This window comes from Nocardia sp. CC213A (assembly GCF_030766805.1).
Classification (GTDB): domain Bacteria; phylum Actinomycetota; class Actinomycetes; order Mycobacteriales; family Mycobacteriaceae; genus Nocardia; species Nocardia otitidiscaviarum.
Genome location: NZ_JASFXA010000007.1, coordinates 158,176 through 172,825, shown reverse-complemented (window position 1 = coordinate 172,825; position 14,650 = coordinate 158,176). Strand labels below are relative to the sequence as shown.

Genomic DNA, 14,650 nt, shown 5'->3' with positions numbered 1-14,650 from the left:
TCTCACCGCTCATCGTCGCTGTTGCGAGGCTATCGGTTCCGGCGCGGGCTCGGCCGCGCCGATCGGCCGGATGTGGCGCAGGGTCCGGTAGCAGATGAGCGCTGCGAACGCGATCGCCGTTCCGGCGGCGATCGCGGTGACCCCCAGTCCACTGGTGAATGCCTCGCGCGCCTGCTGGAGCGCCCCGGCGGGCAACTGATCCGCCACGGTGTCGGCACCCGCGAGACTGTCGGCATACAGCTCGGCCGCATGCGGGGACAACCCCGCGGGGGTCTCGATCGCGGTCCGATAGACGGCCGTGGTGAGACTGCCCAGCAGCGCCACTCCGGCCGCGATGCCGAGTTCCTGGACGGTCTCCGAGAGTGCCGCGGCCGAACCGGATTCGCTCGGCGGCGCCGCCCCCACGACGATGTCGGTACCCAGTGCCGCGATGACCCCGAGTCCGAGATAGACGAACGCGAATCCGAGGACCACGGCCGCCTTTCCGTCGGTTCCGGTGCGAGCCAGGAGTCCGTAGCCGATCAGCGACAGCGCCAGCGTGGCGGCCATGACCACCCCCGGCGACACGCGTCGCGCCAGTAGCGGCGCACCGATTCCGCCGATCAGCATGGCCAGCGCGGGCGGCCCCATCCACAGCCCGGCCATCGCCGGGGAGAGCCCCGCGACGAATTGCAGGTACTGCGTGACCAGGTACATCACCCCACCGAAGCCGATGAGACCGACGAAAAGGACGGCCAGGGCGGCGGCGAAGGATCGACTGCCGAAAAGCCTGATGTCGAGCAGTGGTTCGGGCAGGCGCAGCTGCCGCCGCACGAAGGCGACCGTCGCGGTGGCCCCGAGCACGGCGGTGGCCCCTGCCTGGAGGTCGATGCCATGTGCCGCAGCGTGTTTGATCGCGTAGATGATCGGCAGCAGGGCGGCCAGCGACAGTGCGACGCTCCACAGGTCGAGTCGCCCGGTCGCGGAACGGAATTCGGGCAGCAGCGCCGGTGCGGCGGCCAACACCACCGCACTGACCGGCACTGCGAGCAGAAACACCGCACCCCACCAGAAGTGAGCGACGAGGACGCCGCCCACCACCGGCCCCGCGGCCATGCCGAGCGCGAACATGGTGGCCCACACGCCGATCGCCATCGCCCGCTGCCTGGCATCGGTGAACATCGTGCTGATCAGGGACAGGGTGGACGGCATGAGGGTCGCACCGGCCACGCCGAGCAGCGAACGCGCCGCGATCAGCCACAGGGCGCTGGGTGCGGTGGCCGCGAGCACCGACGCCGCGGCGAACGCGGTCATGCCGATCATCAGCAGCCGACGGCGGCCGATGCGGTCGCCAAGCGTGCCCATGGTGATCAGGAAGCCCGCGATGAGGAAGCCGTAGGCGTCCATGATCCACAGCGTCTCGGTCGCGGTCGGCCGCAGTTCCGCGGCCAGGCTGGGAACGACGAGGTAGAGCGCCGTCACGTCGAGCCCGAGCAGTGCGGTCGGCAGCGCCAGCACCGCCAGTCCGGCCCACTGCCGCCATCCGGCGGGTGCCGGTGATTCCGTACTCATGGGCACTCCCGACTTAGTTGAACCAACGTACTATTTGTACCATCGTTCAAATTTAATGGCGAGCAGTGCCGCCGTCGATGAGTGCGATCGAGGTCAGGACGCCGCGCGCAGGCGTTCCAGGCCGTCGAGGATGAGGTCCAGGCCGAATTCGAATTCGGTCTGGTCGTCGCACCAGCCGAGGCCGGGTTCGGTGTGGTCGTGGCTGGTGGCGGTGACCATGCCGGCGATATTGGGGAAGCGGTCGGCCATGGCTTGCAGGGTGGCGGTGGCTTCGTCGTCGGTTTGGTCGGTGGGGGGTTCGAAGAGTTCCTGGGTGAAGCCGAGGGCGCGGCTGCCGAGGGCGTGCATGGCGTGGTGGGTGAGGTCGTAGGAGAAGCCGCCGGTGCGCAGGATGCCGACCAGGGCGTCGAAGTAGTCGATCACCGAGAGCGTCATCATCGAGCGGGTGCCGATCACGGCGGGGGCCCACGGGTGACGGAGCAGGACCTGGCGGGCGATCAGGATGCGTTCGCGCAGAACGGGTTTCCAGTCGGCGGGGGATTCGGCGACCAGGTGGGCGACCGCCTTGTTGATGGTGGTCAGCACCACCTCGACCATGCCGTCGAGCAGTTCGGCCTTGTTCGCCACGTGGTAGTAGAGCGACATCGCCTCGACGCCGAGGTCGGTGGCGACATTGCGCATGGTGACCGCCTCCACGCCGTCGCGGTCGGCGCGGGCGACGGCGGCGTCGAGTATCTGGTCCCGGCTCAGCCGGGGGCGTTGATCGGTGGCCATAGCGATTTCCAATTTACCGTACGCGGTAAGGCTGCCCACTCTTGACAGCCTTACGTTGTAATGCCAGCCTTACGACATAAGACTTACAACGTAAGAGAGAGTGGAAGTGACCATGTGGATCTGGATAGTCATAGCCGCGGGCACCCCGATAGGGCTGGCCCTGCTCTGGATGCTGTTCGTGCTGGTGGCGCTGCGCTCGGGCTACCGGCCCGCGGTCGCGGCCGTCCGCCGCTTCAACCGCCGCGTGACGAACCCGCGCGTGCTGCGGACCGCGGGGGAGCCGGGCGCGTCCGCCGCGCTGATCCGGCACACCGGCCGCAAGAGCGGCAAGCCCTATCGGACGCCGATCGGCATCATCGAGGCCGGCGACGACTTTCTCGTCTCGCTGCCCTACGGCCCCAGCCCGGACTGGCTGGCGAATCTGCGCGCGGCGGGCGCCGCCGAGGTGGTGCACGAGGGCGGCACCTACCGGGTCACCGAACCCGAATTGGTCCCGGCCGCCTCGGTCGCGCGGTTCCAGTCGAAGTCCGAACGGGTGCTGCTGCGGGTCTTCGGCGTGGACGAAGTGCTGCGCCTGCGCCGCTCGCCCATCGCGTCCTGACTCCGCCGAACCGAGATAGAAGGGAAAACCCATGGCCCAGTACGCCATTCACGCCGTAGGACTGCGCAAGCAGTTCGGCGACACGGTCGCCGTCGACGGCGTGGACCTGACCGTCCCCGAGGGCGGGATCTACGGATTCCTCGGCCCCAACGGTGCGGGCAAGACCACCACCATCCGCATGCTCGCGACCCTGGTCCGTCCCACCGCGGGACAGGCCACCGTCTTCGGCTACGACCTGGTGGCCAATACCGACGAGGTGCGCGCCCGAATCAGCCTCACCGGCCAATACGCCTCGGTGGACGAGGATCTCACCGGGATGGAGAACCTGGTCATGATGGGCAGGCTGCTCGGCCACGGCCGCCGCGCCGCCGCCGATCGGGCTCGGGAACTGTTGTCCGCCTTCGGGCTCGAGGCCGCGGCCGACCGACAGGCCAAGCGCTACTCCGGCGGTATGCGCCGCCGCCTGGATATCGCCGCGAGCATCGTGGTCACCCCGGCCCTGCTGTTCCTCGACGAACCCACCACCGGACTCGACCCGCGCAGCCGCAGCCGGGTGTGGGACGTGGTGCGAGCCCTGACCGACAACGGCACAACGGTTTTGCTGACCACCCAGTACCTCGAGGAGGCGGACCGGCTGGCCGACCGGCTCGCGGTCATCGACCACGGCCGCATCATCGCCGAGGGCACGACCGCGCAGCTGAAGGAATCGGTCGGCGCGGGTGCGGTGCGGGTGCGGCTGCGAGATCCGGACCGCCGCGCGGATGCCGAACGGCTGCTGGAGCGGGTGCTCGCGGTGCCGGTGCACCGCGAGGAGGAACCGGCGGCGCTGTCGGCCCGGCTCACCGACACCGCACGGGCCGGTGCGGCCCTGAGCGAACTCGCCCGCGTCGGCATCGAGGTCGGTGACTTCGGCGTCGGACAGAGCAGCCTTGACGAAGTGTTCTTCGCCCTGACCGGTCAGCACACCAAAACCGAAGCCCCCGAGGAGATTCCGGCATGACCACCACCACAACCGCACCGGCTCCCGCCTCCGATCCACTGCGCGCGGCGCTGTCGTCCGGGCAGCGTCCACCCCGCCCCGGCCCCCTGGCCACCGCCCTGGCCTTCGCGTGGCGAGCGGTGCTCCGCATCAAGCATGTGCCGGATCAGCTCGCCGATGTGACCGTCTTCCCGCTGATGATGCTGTTCATGTTCACCTACCTGTTCGGCGGGGCGCTGGCCGGATCGGTGCGGGAGTACCTGCAGTCGGTGCTGCCAGGCCTGCTGGTCATGACGGTCATCATGAGCACCCAGTCGACGGCGGTCGCCCTCAACGGTGATATCGGCAAGGGCGTGTTCGACCGGTTCCGGTCGCTGCCGATCTGGCAGCCCGCCCCGCTGGTGGGCGCGCTGCTGGCGGATCTGACCCGGTACGCCATGGCGGCCACCGTGATCGTGAGCGTCGGCGTGCTGCTGGGCTTCCGGCCGGACGCGGGGCTGCCCGGCCTGCTGGCCGGGATGGGGCTGGTGCTGCTGTTCGCCTGGTGCCTGTCCTGGGTGTGGACGAGTCTGGCGCTGCTGGCCCGCACCCCGGAGTCGGTGATGTTCCTGGCCATCCTGGTGACGTTCCCGATGAGCTTCGTCAGCAACATCTTCGTCGACCCCGCCACCCTGCCCGGTTGGCTGGAGTCGTTCGTCGCGGTCAACCCGGTATCGCAGCTGGTCACCGCCGTGCGCGGGCTGATGCACGGCCAGTCGGCCGGTGCCGAGATCGGCTGGGTGTTTCTCACCTGCGCCGTGCTGGTCGCCGTATTCGGTCCGGTGACCATGCGGCTTTACCGGCGCGAGCGCTGACCGTCGGTCGGGGCGTCGCGCGGATCACGAGAAAATCCCCGCGGATGAAGATCATCCGCGGGGATTTCCCATTCATGGTGTCGGCGTCGGAGGGAGGCGGGCCGACTCTTGCTGTTCCGGGAGTGTCAGTGCTCCGCGGAACCGGGTTCGCCGTCCCGATGCTGACGGGACAGACGCCAGAGAAATTCCGGATCGTCGTCGGGACCGATCACTCGGTTGCGTGGCCTGGATGTCGGGCCGGTGCCGGTTGATCGCTGAGGGCCGAAAGCCTTCCAGCACAGCACCGCGACGGCCACCACCGCAATGAGTGCCAACAGGTACGTCACGTCGCTCACCTCCTGCCAACGAGGGTAATCCGTGTGCGTACCCGCGGCACCGGGTAACGGGAAACGATCTAGCCGCGAGTCGCCTCGGTGGTGAGCGACCTCAGGAGTTGCATGACTTCTGCTTCGCGGAACCGGCGATGTCCGCCCGGAGTCCGCAGCGAGCCGAGCCGACCGGCGTGGGCCCAGCGGGTAACGGTCTTCGGATCTACGTGGAACAGGGCAGCCACCTGACCAGGGGTGAGCAGTGTGTCCTGGCCGTTGACGGAACCCAATACGCGGCTCGCCGCGGTGAACGCAGTCATTCGCAAACCTTTCCGTATCGACAGATCCCTCATCAGTAGCGACATCGTTGCACTGTCACCCCCGGGTGTTCGAACGGTCTCAGTTTGGTAAAGGGGAAGTAATAGACAAAACGGATATCCGTACTGTGTTCGCTGTCACGAATAACGACCCTGTAGCGAATATCCAGCGATCGTTCCTCGAGGGTTGCGACGAATGCCGGAATGTCCGTCGCATACTCTGGTGCCCGTGAGTGACGCTTCCCGACCCGACGGTGCGGGCCGCCGCCTGGCACGCAATCTTGCCCTCTACACGCTGGCGCGGCTGGCCCTGGTCGTCGCGCTCACCGCGGCCGTCATCGGCGCGGCGCAGCTGGTGGGCGTGGACGTCCCGCTCATCGTGGCCGCGCTGTTCGCGCTGCTCATCGCCATGCCCCTGTCCATGACGCTGTTCAAGGGGCTGCGCACCAAGGTGAACCAGGACATCGCCGTCGTCGACGCCAAGCGCCGTAGGGACCGTGAGCAGCTGCGCTCGCGCCTGCGGGGTGAGGACGCGTGAAGCGCTGCGAGCGCAGTACCCCGCGCGACTGGGTCGACAATGCCGTGCGGCTGATCGACGCCGACACCCAGCGCAGCGCCGACACCCACCTGTTGCGCTACCCGCTGCCCGCCGACTGGGGCGTGCAGCTGTACCTCAAGGACGAATCCACCCACATCACCGGCAGTCTCAAGCACCGGTTGGCGAGATCGCTGTTCCTGTACGCGATCTGCAACGGCTGGGTCACCGAGGGCACCACGGTGGTGGAGGCGTCCAGCGGCTCGACCGCGATCAGTGAGGCGTACTTCGCCCAGTTGCTGGGCCTGGACTTCGTGGCCGTGGTGCCCGCCAAGACCTCGCGGGAGAAGGTCGCGCTCATCGAGGCGCAGGGCGGCCGGTGCCATTTCGTCGAGCGTGCGCCGGACATCTATACGGAGGCGGCGCGGCTGGCGGCCGAATGCGGCGGCCACTACATGGACCAGTTCACCCACGCCGAACGGGCCACCGACTGGCGCGGCAACAACAACATCGCCGAATCCATCTTCCAGCAGCTGGAACTGGAGACGCATCCGGTGCCGGAGTGGATCGTGGTGGGGGCGGGCACCGGCGGTACCAGCGCCACCATCGGCCGCTATATCCGGTACCGGCGGCACGCCACCCGGCTCGCGGTGGTCGACCCGGAGAACTCGGCCTTCTACGGTGGCTACGAGATGGCCGACGCGGGCTATCAGACCGGAATGCCCTCGCGGATCGAGGGGATCGGGCGGCCGCGGGTGGAGCCGTCGTTCATCGGTCAGGTGGTGGACACCATGATCGAGGTGCCCGATGCCGCGTCCATCGCGGCGGCGCGTTTCGCCAGCCGAGCCCTGGGGCGTCGGGTGGGCGGGTCCACCGGCACCAATCTGTGGGGTGCGTTCGCCCTGATCGCGGAGATGATGGCGCAGGGGCGCGCGGGCAGTGTGGTGACCCTGCTGTGTGATGGCGGAGACCGTTATGCCGGAACCTATTTCAATGACGAATGGGTTGCCGGGCAGGGTCTGAGCCTGGCCGAACCGGAGGCCGTGCTCACCAAATTCCTGGCCACCGGCCAGTGGTCTGCCTAGTTTTCGCACGGCACAGCGTTTTCCGTGCTATGCGGAGCATTGTTCGCGGGTTGTGACCAAGCGCATTTCTGATAGCTGAGCATTTGCGGTATCGGTCGCGTTGGCGGTCGTAGCGGGCTGCGCGGGTGTCGCGGCGGTGCTCCGATGTCGCAATTTTCGTTAACACCCGTTGACGTTTCGGGCCTTTCGAGCGCTATCGGACGCATGTCCGCATGGGGTGTCCCGGGGGTCCTCCATCGTGCATGTCAATTTTTGTTGACGTCACGCGAGTGTCAACGTAAATTGACGTTCATGAGTGAGGCAACGACTCTGGCGGCCGCCGCCGGGAGCCCCGACCCGCAGGTCGGACTCCGCGCGGTGCTGGCACTGCGTCGGCTGCTCGAGCGGCTCGAAGCCATCCAGGTGGCCAATGCCCGGCGACAGGGCTGGTCCTGGCAGGCGATCGCGGACGCGCTCGAAGTGAGCCGGCAGGCGGTCCACCAGAAGTACAACCGGAGAGGCGGGATCCGCTGATGTTCGAACGATTCGACAAGGCAGCCAGATTCGCGGTGGTGGGGGCGCAGGAGGAGGCGCGGGAACTGCGCGCGCCGAGCATTGGGCCCGAGCACCTGCTGCTGGGGCTGCTCGACTGCCCCGACCAGGCGCTGCGGGACATGCTCGGCGAGGCCGGGCTCACCGTTTCCGGGGTGCGAGAAGCGCTGGCGCGCAAACGGGGTGGGGAGCCCCTCGGCGCGGAGGACGCCGCCGCGCTGAAATCCATCGGCATCGACCTGGACGCGGTGCGGGAGAGTCTGGAAGCCAGCTTCGGCGAGGACGCCCTCGAGCGCGCCGAGCCGCCGGAACAACAGCGTCGGGGACTGTTCGGCCGCGGCAAGGGCAACTTCGGCCACCTCCCCTTCACCCGGGAAGCCAAGAAGGCGCTCGAGCTCTCGCTGCGGGAGGCGCTCGCGCGCAAGGACAACCGCATCGAGGCCGGGCACGTCCTGCTCGGCATCCTGCGTGATCCGACCCCGACGGTGGGCGACCTCATCGGCGGAGACGAGGAAGTGACGCGGCTGCGCGGGGCGACCCACACGCTGCTCGATCGCGCGGCGTGACCGGACGGCCGGGCATTTCGGGCCTACGATCGCTGCATGACGCTCCTGCTCCGCCTGATCATCACCGGTGTGGCCATCTGGCTGGCCGCCGAATGGGTGTCCGGCATCGACATCATCGCCCCCGAGGACACCACCTCCAGCAAGCTGCTGGTGCTCGCGGTGGTCACCGTGGTCTTCACGATCGTGAACGCCTTCGTGAAGCCGATCGTGAAGCTGCTGTCGCTACCACTGGTGATCCTGACGCTGGGTCTGTTCCTGCTGGTGATCAATGCCCTGATGCTGTGGCTGACCTCGTGGCTCACGGGGTACACCGACTACCAGCTGCATGTCGAGGGATTCTGGGCGGCGGTGCTCGGCGGCATCATCATCACGCTGGTGAACTGGGTGCTCGGCATCCTGGTGCCGGATGGGGACTGAGCCGTCCCGGTACGAGACGAACGCCCCGGCCGTGGCCGGGGCGTTGTCGTTGCGCGGGGACTGAGCGCCGCGTCAGGCGACGGTGAGCGCGATCGCCGTGAGCAGAGACCAGACGAGCAGGGCGAGGCCGGTGTCGCGCAGCGCGGGAATCAGACCGGGTCCGCCCTGCCCGGAGCGCACCGGAGCATTGGCGCGGACGGCCAGCGGGAGGGCGAGCAGCCCCGCCAGCGCGAAGGGGGTGCGGGCCACCAGGGCCAGACTGGCCAGGAACGGTACCGCCATCAACACGATATGCAGTGTGCGGGTGCGGGTGTCGCCGAGCCGGACGGCCAGGGTGAGCTTGCCGGAGACCGTGTCGGTGGGGATATCGCGCAGATTGTTGGTGACCAGCACCGCACTGGAGAACGCACCCACCGCGACGGCGCCGACCAGGCCCGCCCAGTCGACCCGCTCGGCCTGCACGAACTGGGTGCCCAGCACCGCCACCAAACCGAAGAACACGAAGACCGCGATCTCACCGAAACCGCTGTAGCCGTAGGGGTTCCGGCCCCCGGTGTAGAACCAGGCGCCCGCCAGGCAGGCCGCGCCCACCAGGATCAGCCACCAGGCGGTGGTGGCCACCAGCACCAGACCGATCACCGCGCCCAGCGCCAGGCAGGCGATGGCGGCATTGCGCACCGCCGCCGCGCTCGCCAGCTTCGAACCGACCAGCCGCAGCGGGCCCACCCGCTCGTCGTCGGTGCCCCGAATCCCGTCGGAGTAGTCGTTGGCGTAGTTCACCCCGATGATGAGCGACAGTGAAAGCAGCAGGCACAGTACCGCTTTCCACCACACCGCCCCACCGATCGAGGCCGCCGCCCCCGTGCCCACCAGGACCGGCGCGATCGCATTCGGAAGCGTGCGCGGCCGAGCGCCCTCGATCCACTGTCCAGCTGTTGCCATGATCGGCAGCCTAATGCGCGGTGCCGGGGCTGCGCATCGGGAGGATCCGCACCGCGCGGTCGGTTCGCTGTGTTGACGGGACGAACGTCGTCGCTGGGTGCGGGCGCGGCGTCCCGCCCCCACCCAGGCCGGGTTCAGGATTCGGCGGCAGCCTTGAGCCGGGCGAGCCCCTTCTCGAAGTCCTTGCCGATCAGCTTGTCCATGAGCTTGCCGAGCATGGTCATCATGCGGGTGCGCTGACCGGTCATCCGCCAGGTGACCTCGGTGCCGCCGTCGACCGGCCGCAACTCGAAGGTGACCTGATTGGTGGCCTTCCACGGCTTCTCGAACTCCAGGCTGAGCTCGACCCGGTCGGCGGTGCTCGCGGTGATCTCCATCGCGCCCTGCCCGGCCTTCCGGTTGCCCTTCCAGTCGTACCTCGCGCCCGGGCCGCGATCGGCGCCGGAGTAGACACGCTCCAGATCGGGGTCCAGACCCTCCCAGGGCGACCACTGCTGCCACTGGTGCAGATCGTCGATGAGCGCGCGTATCCGTGACGGTTCGGCCGCGATCACGGTCTGCCGCGCGAGTTCGAAATCGGCCATGAAGATCAGCGTAAGCGGTGCGGTGCCAGCAACCGCGCGAATCCGACACGTCCGCGCGGCTCACCCGGGATCGGCGACGGCCCTCGCAGGCCGCTTCGCGTACGCGGCCGACAGCAGTGCGCCGATGCCCGCACCGGCGGCGTTCATGAGCACATCGTCCACCGACGAGAACCGACCGAGGCGGAACGCGTACTGCGCGAACTCCAACGATGCCGAGAGGACCGCGCCGAGTGCCACCATGGTCCACACGTTCGCCAGGCGCGGCACCCGCAGCGGCAGAAAGAAACCCAGCGGCAGGAACACGATCAGGTTCGGGACGATCTGCATCACCGCCCGGGTCGGCGTATCGCTCAGCGTCTGCACCAGATCCCGCAGCGGCACCAGCAGTACCGCCGCCTCCCCGTCGACGGGGGTGAGGATCATCCAGATCCAGGGCAGCGTGCCCAGCACGATCGCGGCCTCGGACACCGTATGCCGCAACGCCTCCGCGCGCGGGCTGCCCCGGCGCAGTCGCCAGCGGCGCAGCACCGCCGCTCCGGCAACCGTGATCGGCACCGCGATCGCCCACGCCACCAGAACATGTCCCCACTGCACCCAGACATCCCGCACCAGCGGGACGTTACGGGTGCGATGTGGTCAATGTGTGGAGTCGGCAAGGAGATGTTCGCGCAGTTTCACCCGGTCCGGCTTGCCCGGACCGCGCAGCGGCAGATCGTCGAGTACCGCCAGTTCCCGCGGCGCGGCGATGGCGTCCAACTCCTTCATCACGTGCTCGCGCAATTCGTCCAGCGTGGGCGGGGTCGCGCCGACCGCCGGGACGACGGCCACCGCCACCCGCTGACCCAGCCGCTCGTCGGGCAGGCCGAGTACCACGCATTCGCCGACCGTCGGATGCGTGGCCAGCACCGCCTCCACGACCTGCGGGATCACCAGCAGGCCACCGGTCATGATGGCCTCGTCCAGGCGGCCGGAAATGGTCAGCACGCCGTTCTCGTAGGTGCCCGCGTCCTCGGTGCGGAACCAGCCGGGTTCGGCGAAGGCCGGGTGGTCCGGCAGCCCGCGATAGCCGTTGGCCAGGGTGGTGCCGCCCAACATGACGCGCCCGTCCTCGATGCGGATCTCGGTTCCGTCGAGCGGGACGCCCTCGTAGACGCAGCCGCCGCAGGTCTCGCTCATCCCGTAGGTGCGCACCACGTTGATGCCCGCCGCCCGCGCCCGTTCCAGCACCGGTGCGGGCGTGGCCGCACCGCCCACCAGGACGGCGTCGAACCGCGCCAGCGCCTCGGTGCCCACGGGTTCGTCGAGGGCCTTGATGAGCTGCGTGGGCACCAGCGAGGTGTAGCGGCGCGGCCCCCGCATGCCCGCCACCGCACTCGCCAATCCCTCGGGGAGAAAGCCGTCGGAGACGTCCAGCACGACCGGTTCGGTCCCGGCGAGAATGCTGCGCAGCAGCACCTGGATACCGGCGATGTGATGGGTGGGCAGCGCGAGCAGCCACTGTCCGGACCCGCCCAGCCGCTCGTGGGTGGCCTCACCGCTGGCGCGCAGCGCGGCCGCGGACAGCATGGCCCCCTTGGGGATTCCGGTGGTGCCGGAGGTGGTGACGACCAGCGCCACATCGTCCTCGATCGGTTCACCGGGGCGCAGGGCACTGCTCAGCCGGTGCGCCTCGCGGCGATCGGCGGTGGGTATGGGGAGCCACGCCGGGCCACTGCCCTCCAGGGCCTCCCGCAGATGCGGCAGTACTTCTCCCACCGCGGCGCCGGTGGGCATGGGGAGGGTCCGCAGGGTGCTGCTCACGTTCGCGATCGTGTCATGTCTCGGGGTGGACGCGCGACTGTGGGTCCGCGTCCGTGGTCGATGGTGGTCGTCGGTCAATCGGACGTCGGTGTCGCCAGCGGCCATCCGCCCGCTGCCAGCCGGGAGGCCACCCGAGCGATATCGTCCTCGCCCGGTTGCTCCTTGGCAACTCGGGCGATGGCGTCGGCGATCTCGTCCTGGTCGATCTCGTCGGTAGCCCGGCGTTCGCGCACCAGTTCCTCGACCACGATGCGCACCTCGTAGTCGGTGAGCCGCCGGTGCAGCACGGCGAGCAGGGCCACGTAGTCGTCCTGCGGGACCCCTTGCGGGTACCCGGCTTTGAGCCAGTCGAGCACCTTGCGCAGGATCGAACCGGACTGGCGCAGCGACGTGCGCGCGGCCTCCAGCAGATCGGTGTGCTCCGGTCGCGCGGTGTGCTCCGCGGGCTGGGATTCCTGCGGCTGTTCGGGGGAGTTCACGGCTGTACCTCTCTTCGCGGCGGCGTCACGCGCCGAACAGGTGGATGCCGAGCCGCGAGGCCAGAAAGCCCTTGGCGATGAACAGCACACCGACCACCACCGCGATCAGCACGACGGCGAAGCAGAGGCTGGAGACGGCCTGCGCGACCGCCCGGGAACCACCGTCGGCGCCATCGTCGACCCGGGCCCGGAAGCGGATGCCGAAGGCGAAGACGGCGGGCAGTCCCGCACCGAAGATGACAGCGGCCAGCGTGACCTGGCCGAGGTCGGTGAGATTCGACAGCAAGGTGTGCATTCGCGACTCCTACCCGGTTCGGTTGGCGGTGGTCTCGGACTGCGCCGGACCGGATTCGGCGGTCGGGCCGGGGGTGGCGGCGTTCAGCCGACCGACCGCACCAGCCCCTGCGCCGATCCCCGGCCGGGGGTCCTGCGGTGTGGTGGTGTGCCGCGGCGTGGCGGTGCTCTGTGGCGCGCTGGTGCCATGCGGCGCGGTGGTGTCGTGTGGTGCGGTGGTGTCGTGTGGTGCCGTGGTGCCGTGCGGCGCGGTGGTGCCCTGCCACTCGTCGTTGACATTGTGCGAGCCGACGGCCGTACGCCGCGAACGCAGCCAGATGTAGGCGGCCGTGGCGATGAGCAGTCCGAATACCACCAGCGTGCCCGCGGTGTCGCCGATGCCGTGCAGGATCGCCCAGCACACCGCGCCGACGATGCCCGCCATGGGCAGCGTCAGCACCCAGGCGACCACCATGCGGCCCAGCACCGTCCAGCGCACCTCGGCTCCGGGCCGTCCCAGCCCGGAGCCGAGGATGGAGCCGGTCACGGTCTGCGTGGTGGACAGCGGCAGGCCGAAGTGGGCGGAGGTGAGGATGATCGCGCCGCTGGTGGCCTCGGCCGCGAAACCCTGCGGCGGCGCGATGTCCACCAGGCCCTTGCCGAGGGTGCGGATGATCCGCCAGCCACCCAGGCAGGTGCCCGCGGCGATGGCGATCGCGCAGGAGGTGATCACCCACAGCGGCAGCGGGTCACCGGCGGTGGCGGAGCCGTGCGCGATGAGGGCCAGGAAGATGATGCCCATGGTCTTCTGCGCGTCGTTGGTGCCGTGCGCCAGCGACACCAGGGAGGCCGAACCGATCTGGCCCCAGCGGAATCCGCGTTCCACGGTATTCGTATTGCTGCCGCGCGTGATCCGGTAGACCAGCCAAGAGGCGAGGCAGGCGACCAGCGCGGCCACCACGGGGGCCAGCAGGGCCGGGATGATGATCTTGAACAGCACGCCCTTGTCACCGGCCGCCCACACCACGCCGTTCCAGCCCAGGGCGGCGACGGTCGCGCCGATGAGCCCGCCGAACAGCGCGTGCGAGGAACTCGACGGCAGCCCGAGCAGCCAGGTGAACAGATTCCACAGGATGCCGCCGACCAGTCCGGCGAACACGATGTCGAGCAGTGCTTTCCCGCTCACCTCGTCCAGGCGCACGATGCCGTCGGTGACGGTCGCCGCGACCGCGACCGACAGGAACGCGCCGACGAGGTTGAGGGCCCCGGAGAGCAGCACGGCCCGGCGCGGGGGCAGCGCACCGGTGGCGATCGAGGTGGCCATCGCGTTCGCGGTGTCGTGGAATCCGTTGGTGAAATCGAATGCCAGCGCGGTGCACACCACGATCAGCAGAACGAGCAGTTCGGCAGACACGCCCCCAGTTTGCGGCACGCCGTTAACGTCCCGTTAACCGCCACCCCGCACGGAATCACAGCGGGCGGCATGTTATGCGGTATCGGCTCCGCTACCCGAACGGCCGGAACCCGGTGTTCGGCGGGCGATTCGTGCTTGGCGGGCGATTCGGTGTTCGGCGGGTCAGTGTTCGGCGGGCGATTCAGTGCTCGGCAGGTCAGTGTTCGGCGGGCGGCCGGGAATCCCGGCGCAGCGGGTGTTCGGCGGGCACCTCCACCAGCACGATCGGCACCCCGTCCGGATCGCGCACCCACATCTCGATCAGCCCCCACGGCTCCCGCCGCGGCGCGCGGTCGATCGGCACCCCGCGCACCGCGAGTTCGGCCGCGGCGTCCGCGGCGTCGCGCACCTGCAACCAGATGGCCCCCGAGAACCCCCGCGGCGCATCCTCGGCCCGCCCGTGCCCGGCCACCTCGATGAGCGACTGCCCCGCGAACAGCACCGTCCCACCCGGATATTCGCGCGCGACCGCCAGCCCGAGACCGTCGCGATAGAACGCCAGGGTGGTCGCGTAGTCGGCCGGCCGCAGAATCACCCGGCTACTGAGCACGTCCATGCCCGCACCTCCTTGTTCGAATCGGTAGCGGCCGAACCCGAGCCG

At 69.1% G+C, this 14,650-nt stretch carries 20 protein-coding genes; 8 read left to right on the top strand and 12 right to left on the bottom strand.

Features of this window, described 5'->3' with window-relative positions:
- Positions 1 to 9: 9 nt before the first annotated feature.
- Together QJS31_RS15170 and QJS31_RS15165 are read right to left on the bottom strand one after the other, a co-directional pair.
- Entirely contained in the window at positions 10 to 1,551 is a 1,542-nt protein-coding gene (locus QJS31_RS15170) for an MFS transporter (protein WP_306356982.1), read from the bottom strand.
- 93 nt (positions 1,552 to 1,644) lie between these two features.
- Positions 1,645 to 2,325, bottom strand: coding sequence for a TetR/AcrR family transcriptional regulator C-terminal domain-containing protein (locus QJS31_RS15165; RefSeq protein ID WP_282777069.1), 681 nt, complete (start codon positions 2,323 to 2,325; stop codon positions 1,645 to 1,647).
- A gap of 112 nt (positions 2,326 to 2,437) precedes the next feature.
- On the opposite strand from QJS31_RS15165, the gene QJS31_RS15160 reads away from it, so the two are divergent.
- Genes QJS31_RS15160 through QJS31_RS15150 form a run of 3 tightly spaced genes read left to right on the top strand, consistent with a single transcriptional unit; the run spans position 2,438 to position 4,759 of the window.
- Positions 2,438 to 2,926: a nitroreductase family deazaflavin-dependent oxidoreductase gene (locus QJS31_RS15160; RefSeq protein ID WP_282777071.1), complete on the top strand. Its 489-nt coding sequence runs from the start codon at positions 2,438 to 2,440 to the stop codon at positions 2,924 to 2,926.
- Positions 2,927 to 2,957: 31 nt separating this feature from the next.
- Complete coding sequence (locus QJS31_RS15155; protein WP_306356981.1) at positions 2,958 to 3,926, top strand: ATP-binding cassette domain-containing protein; 969 nt, start codon at positions 2,958 to 2,960, stop codon at positions 3,924 to 3,926.
- Entirely contained in the window at positions 3,923 to 4,759 is an 837-nt protein-coding gene (locus QJS31_RS15150; protein WP_282777075.1) for an ABC transporter permease, read from the top strand. Before QJS31_RS15155 ends, QJS31_RS15150 begins: the two co-directional genes overlap by 4 nt.
- A gap of 125 nt (positions 4,760 to 4,884) precedes the next feature.
- Here QJS31_RS15150 and QJS31_RS15145 read toward each other — a convergent pair whose 3' ends face one another.
- Both QJS31_RS15145 and QJS31_RS15140 read right to left on the bottom strand, forming a co-directional pair.
- Positions 4,885 to 5,085, bottom strand: coding sequence for a hypothetical protein (locus tag QJS31_RS15145; protein WP_029926019.1), 201 nt, complete (start codon positions 5,083 to 5,085; stop codon positions 4,885 to 4,887).
- A gap of 68 nt (positions 5,086 to 5,153) precedes the next feature.
- Entirely contained in the window at positions 5,154 to 5,387 is a 234-nt protein-coding gene (locus tag QJS31_RS15140) for a BldC family transcriptional regulator (RefSeq protein ID WP_051037783.1), read from the bottom strand.
- Between the two features lie 226 nt (positions 5,388 to 5,613).
- On the opposite strand from QJS31_RS15140, the gene QJS31_RS15135 reads away from it, so the two are divergent.
- From QJS31_RS15135 to QJS31_RS15115, 5 genes are all read left to right on the top strand, one after another.
- Entirely contained in the window at positions 5,614 to 5,922 is a 309-nt protein-coding gene (locus tag QJS31_RS15135) for a DUF4229 domain-containing protein (protein WP_282777079.1), read from the top strand.
- A complete protein-coding gene (locus QJS31_RS15130) occupies positions 5,919 to 7,004 on the top strand; it encodes a PLP-dependent cysteine synthase family protein (RefSeq protein ID WP_039817544.1) in 1,086 nt (361 codons plus the stop codon). Before QJS31_RS15135 ends, QJS31_RS15130 begins: the two co-directional genes overlap by 4 nt.
- 291 nt (positions 7,005 to 7,295) lie before the next feature.
- Positions 7,296 to 7,517: a helix-turn-helix domain-containing protein gene (locus QJS31_RS15125; RefSeq protein WP_029926011.1), complete on the top strand. Its 222-nt coding sequence runs from the start codon at positions 7,296 to 7,298 to the stop codon at positions 7,515 to 7,517.
- Positions 7,517 to 8,101 carry a Clp protease N-terminal domain-containing protein gene (locus tag QJS31_RS15120; RefSeq protein ID WP_282777082.1) on the top strand — a complete coding sequence of 195 codons (585 nt, stop codon included), beginning with the start codon at positions 7,517 to 7,519 and terminating at the stop codon, positions 8,099 to 8,101. Before QJS31_RS15125 ends, QJS31_RS15120 begins: the two co-directional genes overlap by 1 nt.
- A 36-nt stretch (positions 8,102 to 8,137) precedes the next feature.
- Positions 8,138 to 8,518: a phage holin family protein gene (locus QJS31_RS15115; RefSeq protein ID WP_282777084.1), complete on the top strand. Its 381-nt coding sequence runs from the start codon at positions 8,138 to 8,140 to the stop codon at positions 8,516 to 8,518.
- Positions 8,519 to 8,590: 72 nt separating this feature from the next.
- Here QJS31_RS15115 and QJS31_RS15110 read toward each other — a convergent pair whose 3' ends face one another.
- The 8 genes from QJS31_RS15110 to QJS31_RS15075 form a co-directional block, all read right to left on the bottom strand.
- Positions 8,591 to 9,460, bottom strand: coding sequence for a 1,4-dihydroxy-2-naphthoate polyprenyltransferase (locus QJS31_RS15110; protein ID WP_282777087.1), 870 nt, complete (start codon positions 9,458 to 9,460; stop codon positions 8,591 to 8,593).
- Positions 9,461 to 9,594: 134 nt separating this feature from the next.
- On the bottom strand, positions 9,595 to 10,044 hold the full coding sequence (locus QJS31_RS15105) for an SRPBCC family protein (RefSeq protein WP_306356980.1): 450 nt from the start codon (positions 10,042 to 10,044) through the stop codon (positions 9,595 to 9,597).
- A 60-nt stretch (positions 10,045 to 10,104) separates the two neighbouring features.
- Positions 10,105 to 10,653, bottom strand: a complete 549-nt coding sequence (locus tag QJS31_RS15100) for a VanZ family protein (protein ID WP_306356979.1) — start codon at positions 10,651 to 10,653, stop codon at positions 10,105 to 10,107.
- 27 nt (positions 10,654 to 10,680) lie between these two features.
- Positions 10,681 to 11,817, bottom strand: a complete 1,137-nt coding sequence (gene menE, locus QJS31_RS15095) for an o-succinylbenzoate--CoA ligase (RefSeq protein ID WP_306357049.1) — start codon at positions 11,815 to 11,817, stop codon at positions 10,681 to 10,683.
- A gap of 101 nt (positions 11,818 to 11,918) precedes the next feature.
- Positions 11,919 to 12,323: a DUF3349 domain-containing protein gene (locus QJS31_RS15090; RefSeq protein ID WP_306356978.1), complete on the bottom strand. Its 405-nt coding sequence runs from the start codon at positions 12,321 to 12,323 to the stop codon at positions 11,919 to 11,921.
- A 25-nt stretch (positions 12,324 to 12,348) separates the two neighbouring features.
- On the bottom strand, positions 12,349 to 12,618 hold the full coding sequence (locus QJS31_RS15085; protein ID WP_282777093.1) for a hypothetical protein: 270 nt from the start codon (positions 12,616 to 12,618) through the stop codon (positions 12,349 to 12,351).
- A 9-nt stretch (positions 12,619 to 12,627) separates the two neighbouring features.
- Positions 12,628 to 14,010 (bottom strand): inorganic phosphate transporter, encoded by a 1,383-nt coding sequence (locus QJS31_RS15080; RefSeq protein ID WP_306356977.1) that lies wholly within the window; start codon positions 14,008 to 14,010, stop codon positions 12,628 to 12,630.
- A gap of 196 nt (positions 14,011 to 14,206) precedes the next feature.
- A complete protein-coding gene (locus QJS31_RS15075) occupies positions 14,207 to 14,605 on the bottom strand; it encodes a VOC family protein (protein WP_306356976.1) in 399 nt (132 codons plus the stop codon).
- Positions 14,606 to 14,650: the final 45 nt, after the last annotated feature.

Bases quoted from the DNA above. Each gene is read 5' to 3' on its own strand.
- QJS31_RS15120 (WP_282777082.1), top strand. From the start codon at position 7,517: ATGTTCGAACGATTCGACAAGGCAGCCAGATTCGCGGTGGTGGGGGCG.
- QJS31_RS15110 (WP_282777087.1), bottom strand. From the start codon at position 9,460: ATGGCAACAGCTGGACAGTGGATCGAGGGCGCTCGGCCGCGCACGCTT.
- QJS31_RS15155 (WP_306356981.1), top strand. From the start codon at position 2,958: ATGGCCCAGTACGCCATTCACGCCGTAGGACTGCGCAAGCAGTTCGGC.
- QJS31_RS15115 (WP_282777084.1), top strand. From the start codon at position 8,138: ATGACGCTCCTGCTCCGCCTGATCATCACCGGTGTGGCCATCTGGCTG.
- QJS31_RS15150 (WP_282777075.1), top strand. From the start codon at position 3,923: ATGACCACCACCACAACCGCACCGGCTCCCGCCTCCGATCCACTGCGC.
- QJS31_RS15170 (WP_306356982.1), bottom strand. From the start codon at position 1,551: ATGAGTACGGAATCACCGGCACCCGCCGGATGGCGGCAGTGGGCCGGA.
- QJS31_RS15160 (WP_282777071.1), top strand. From the start codon at position 2,438: ATGTGGATCTGGATAGTCATAGCCGCGGGCACCCCGATAGGGCTGGCC.
- QJS31_RS15105 (WP_306356980.1), bottom strand. From the start codon at position 10,044: ATGGCCGATTTCGAACTCGCGCGGCAGACCGTGATCGCGGCCGAACCG.
- QJS31_RS15125 (WP_029926011.1), top strand. From the start codon at position 7,296: ATGAGTGAGGCAACGACTCTGGCGGCCGCCGCCGGGAGCCCCGACCCG.
- QJS31_RS15140 (WP_051037783.1), bottom strand. From the start codon at position 5,387: ATGACTGCGTTCACCGCGGCGAGCCGCGTATTGGGTTCCGTCAACGGC.
- QJS31_RS15165 (WP_282777069.1), bottom strand. From the start codon at position 2,325: ATGGCCACCGATCAACGCCCCCGGCTGAGCCGGGACCAGATACTCGAC.
- QJS31_RS15085 (WP_282777093.1), bottom strand. From the start codon at position 12,618: ATGCACACCTTGCTGTCGAATCTCACCGACCTCGGCCAGGTCACGCTG.
- QJS31_RS15075 (WP_306356976.1), bottom strand. From the start codon at position 14,605: ATGGACGTGCTCAGTAGCCGGGTGATTCTGCGGCCGGCCGACTACGCG.
- menE (WP_306357049.1), bottom strand. From the start codon at position 11,817: ATGCCCACCGGCGCCGCGGTGGGAGAAGTACTGCCGCATCTGCGGGAG.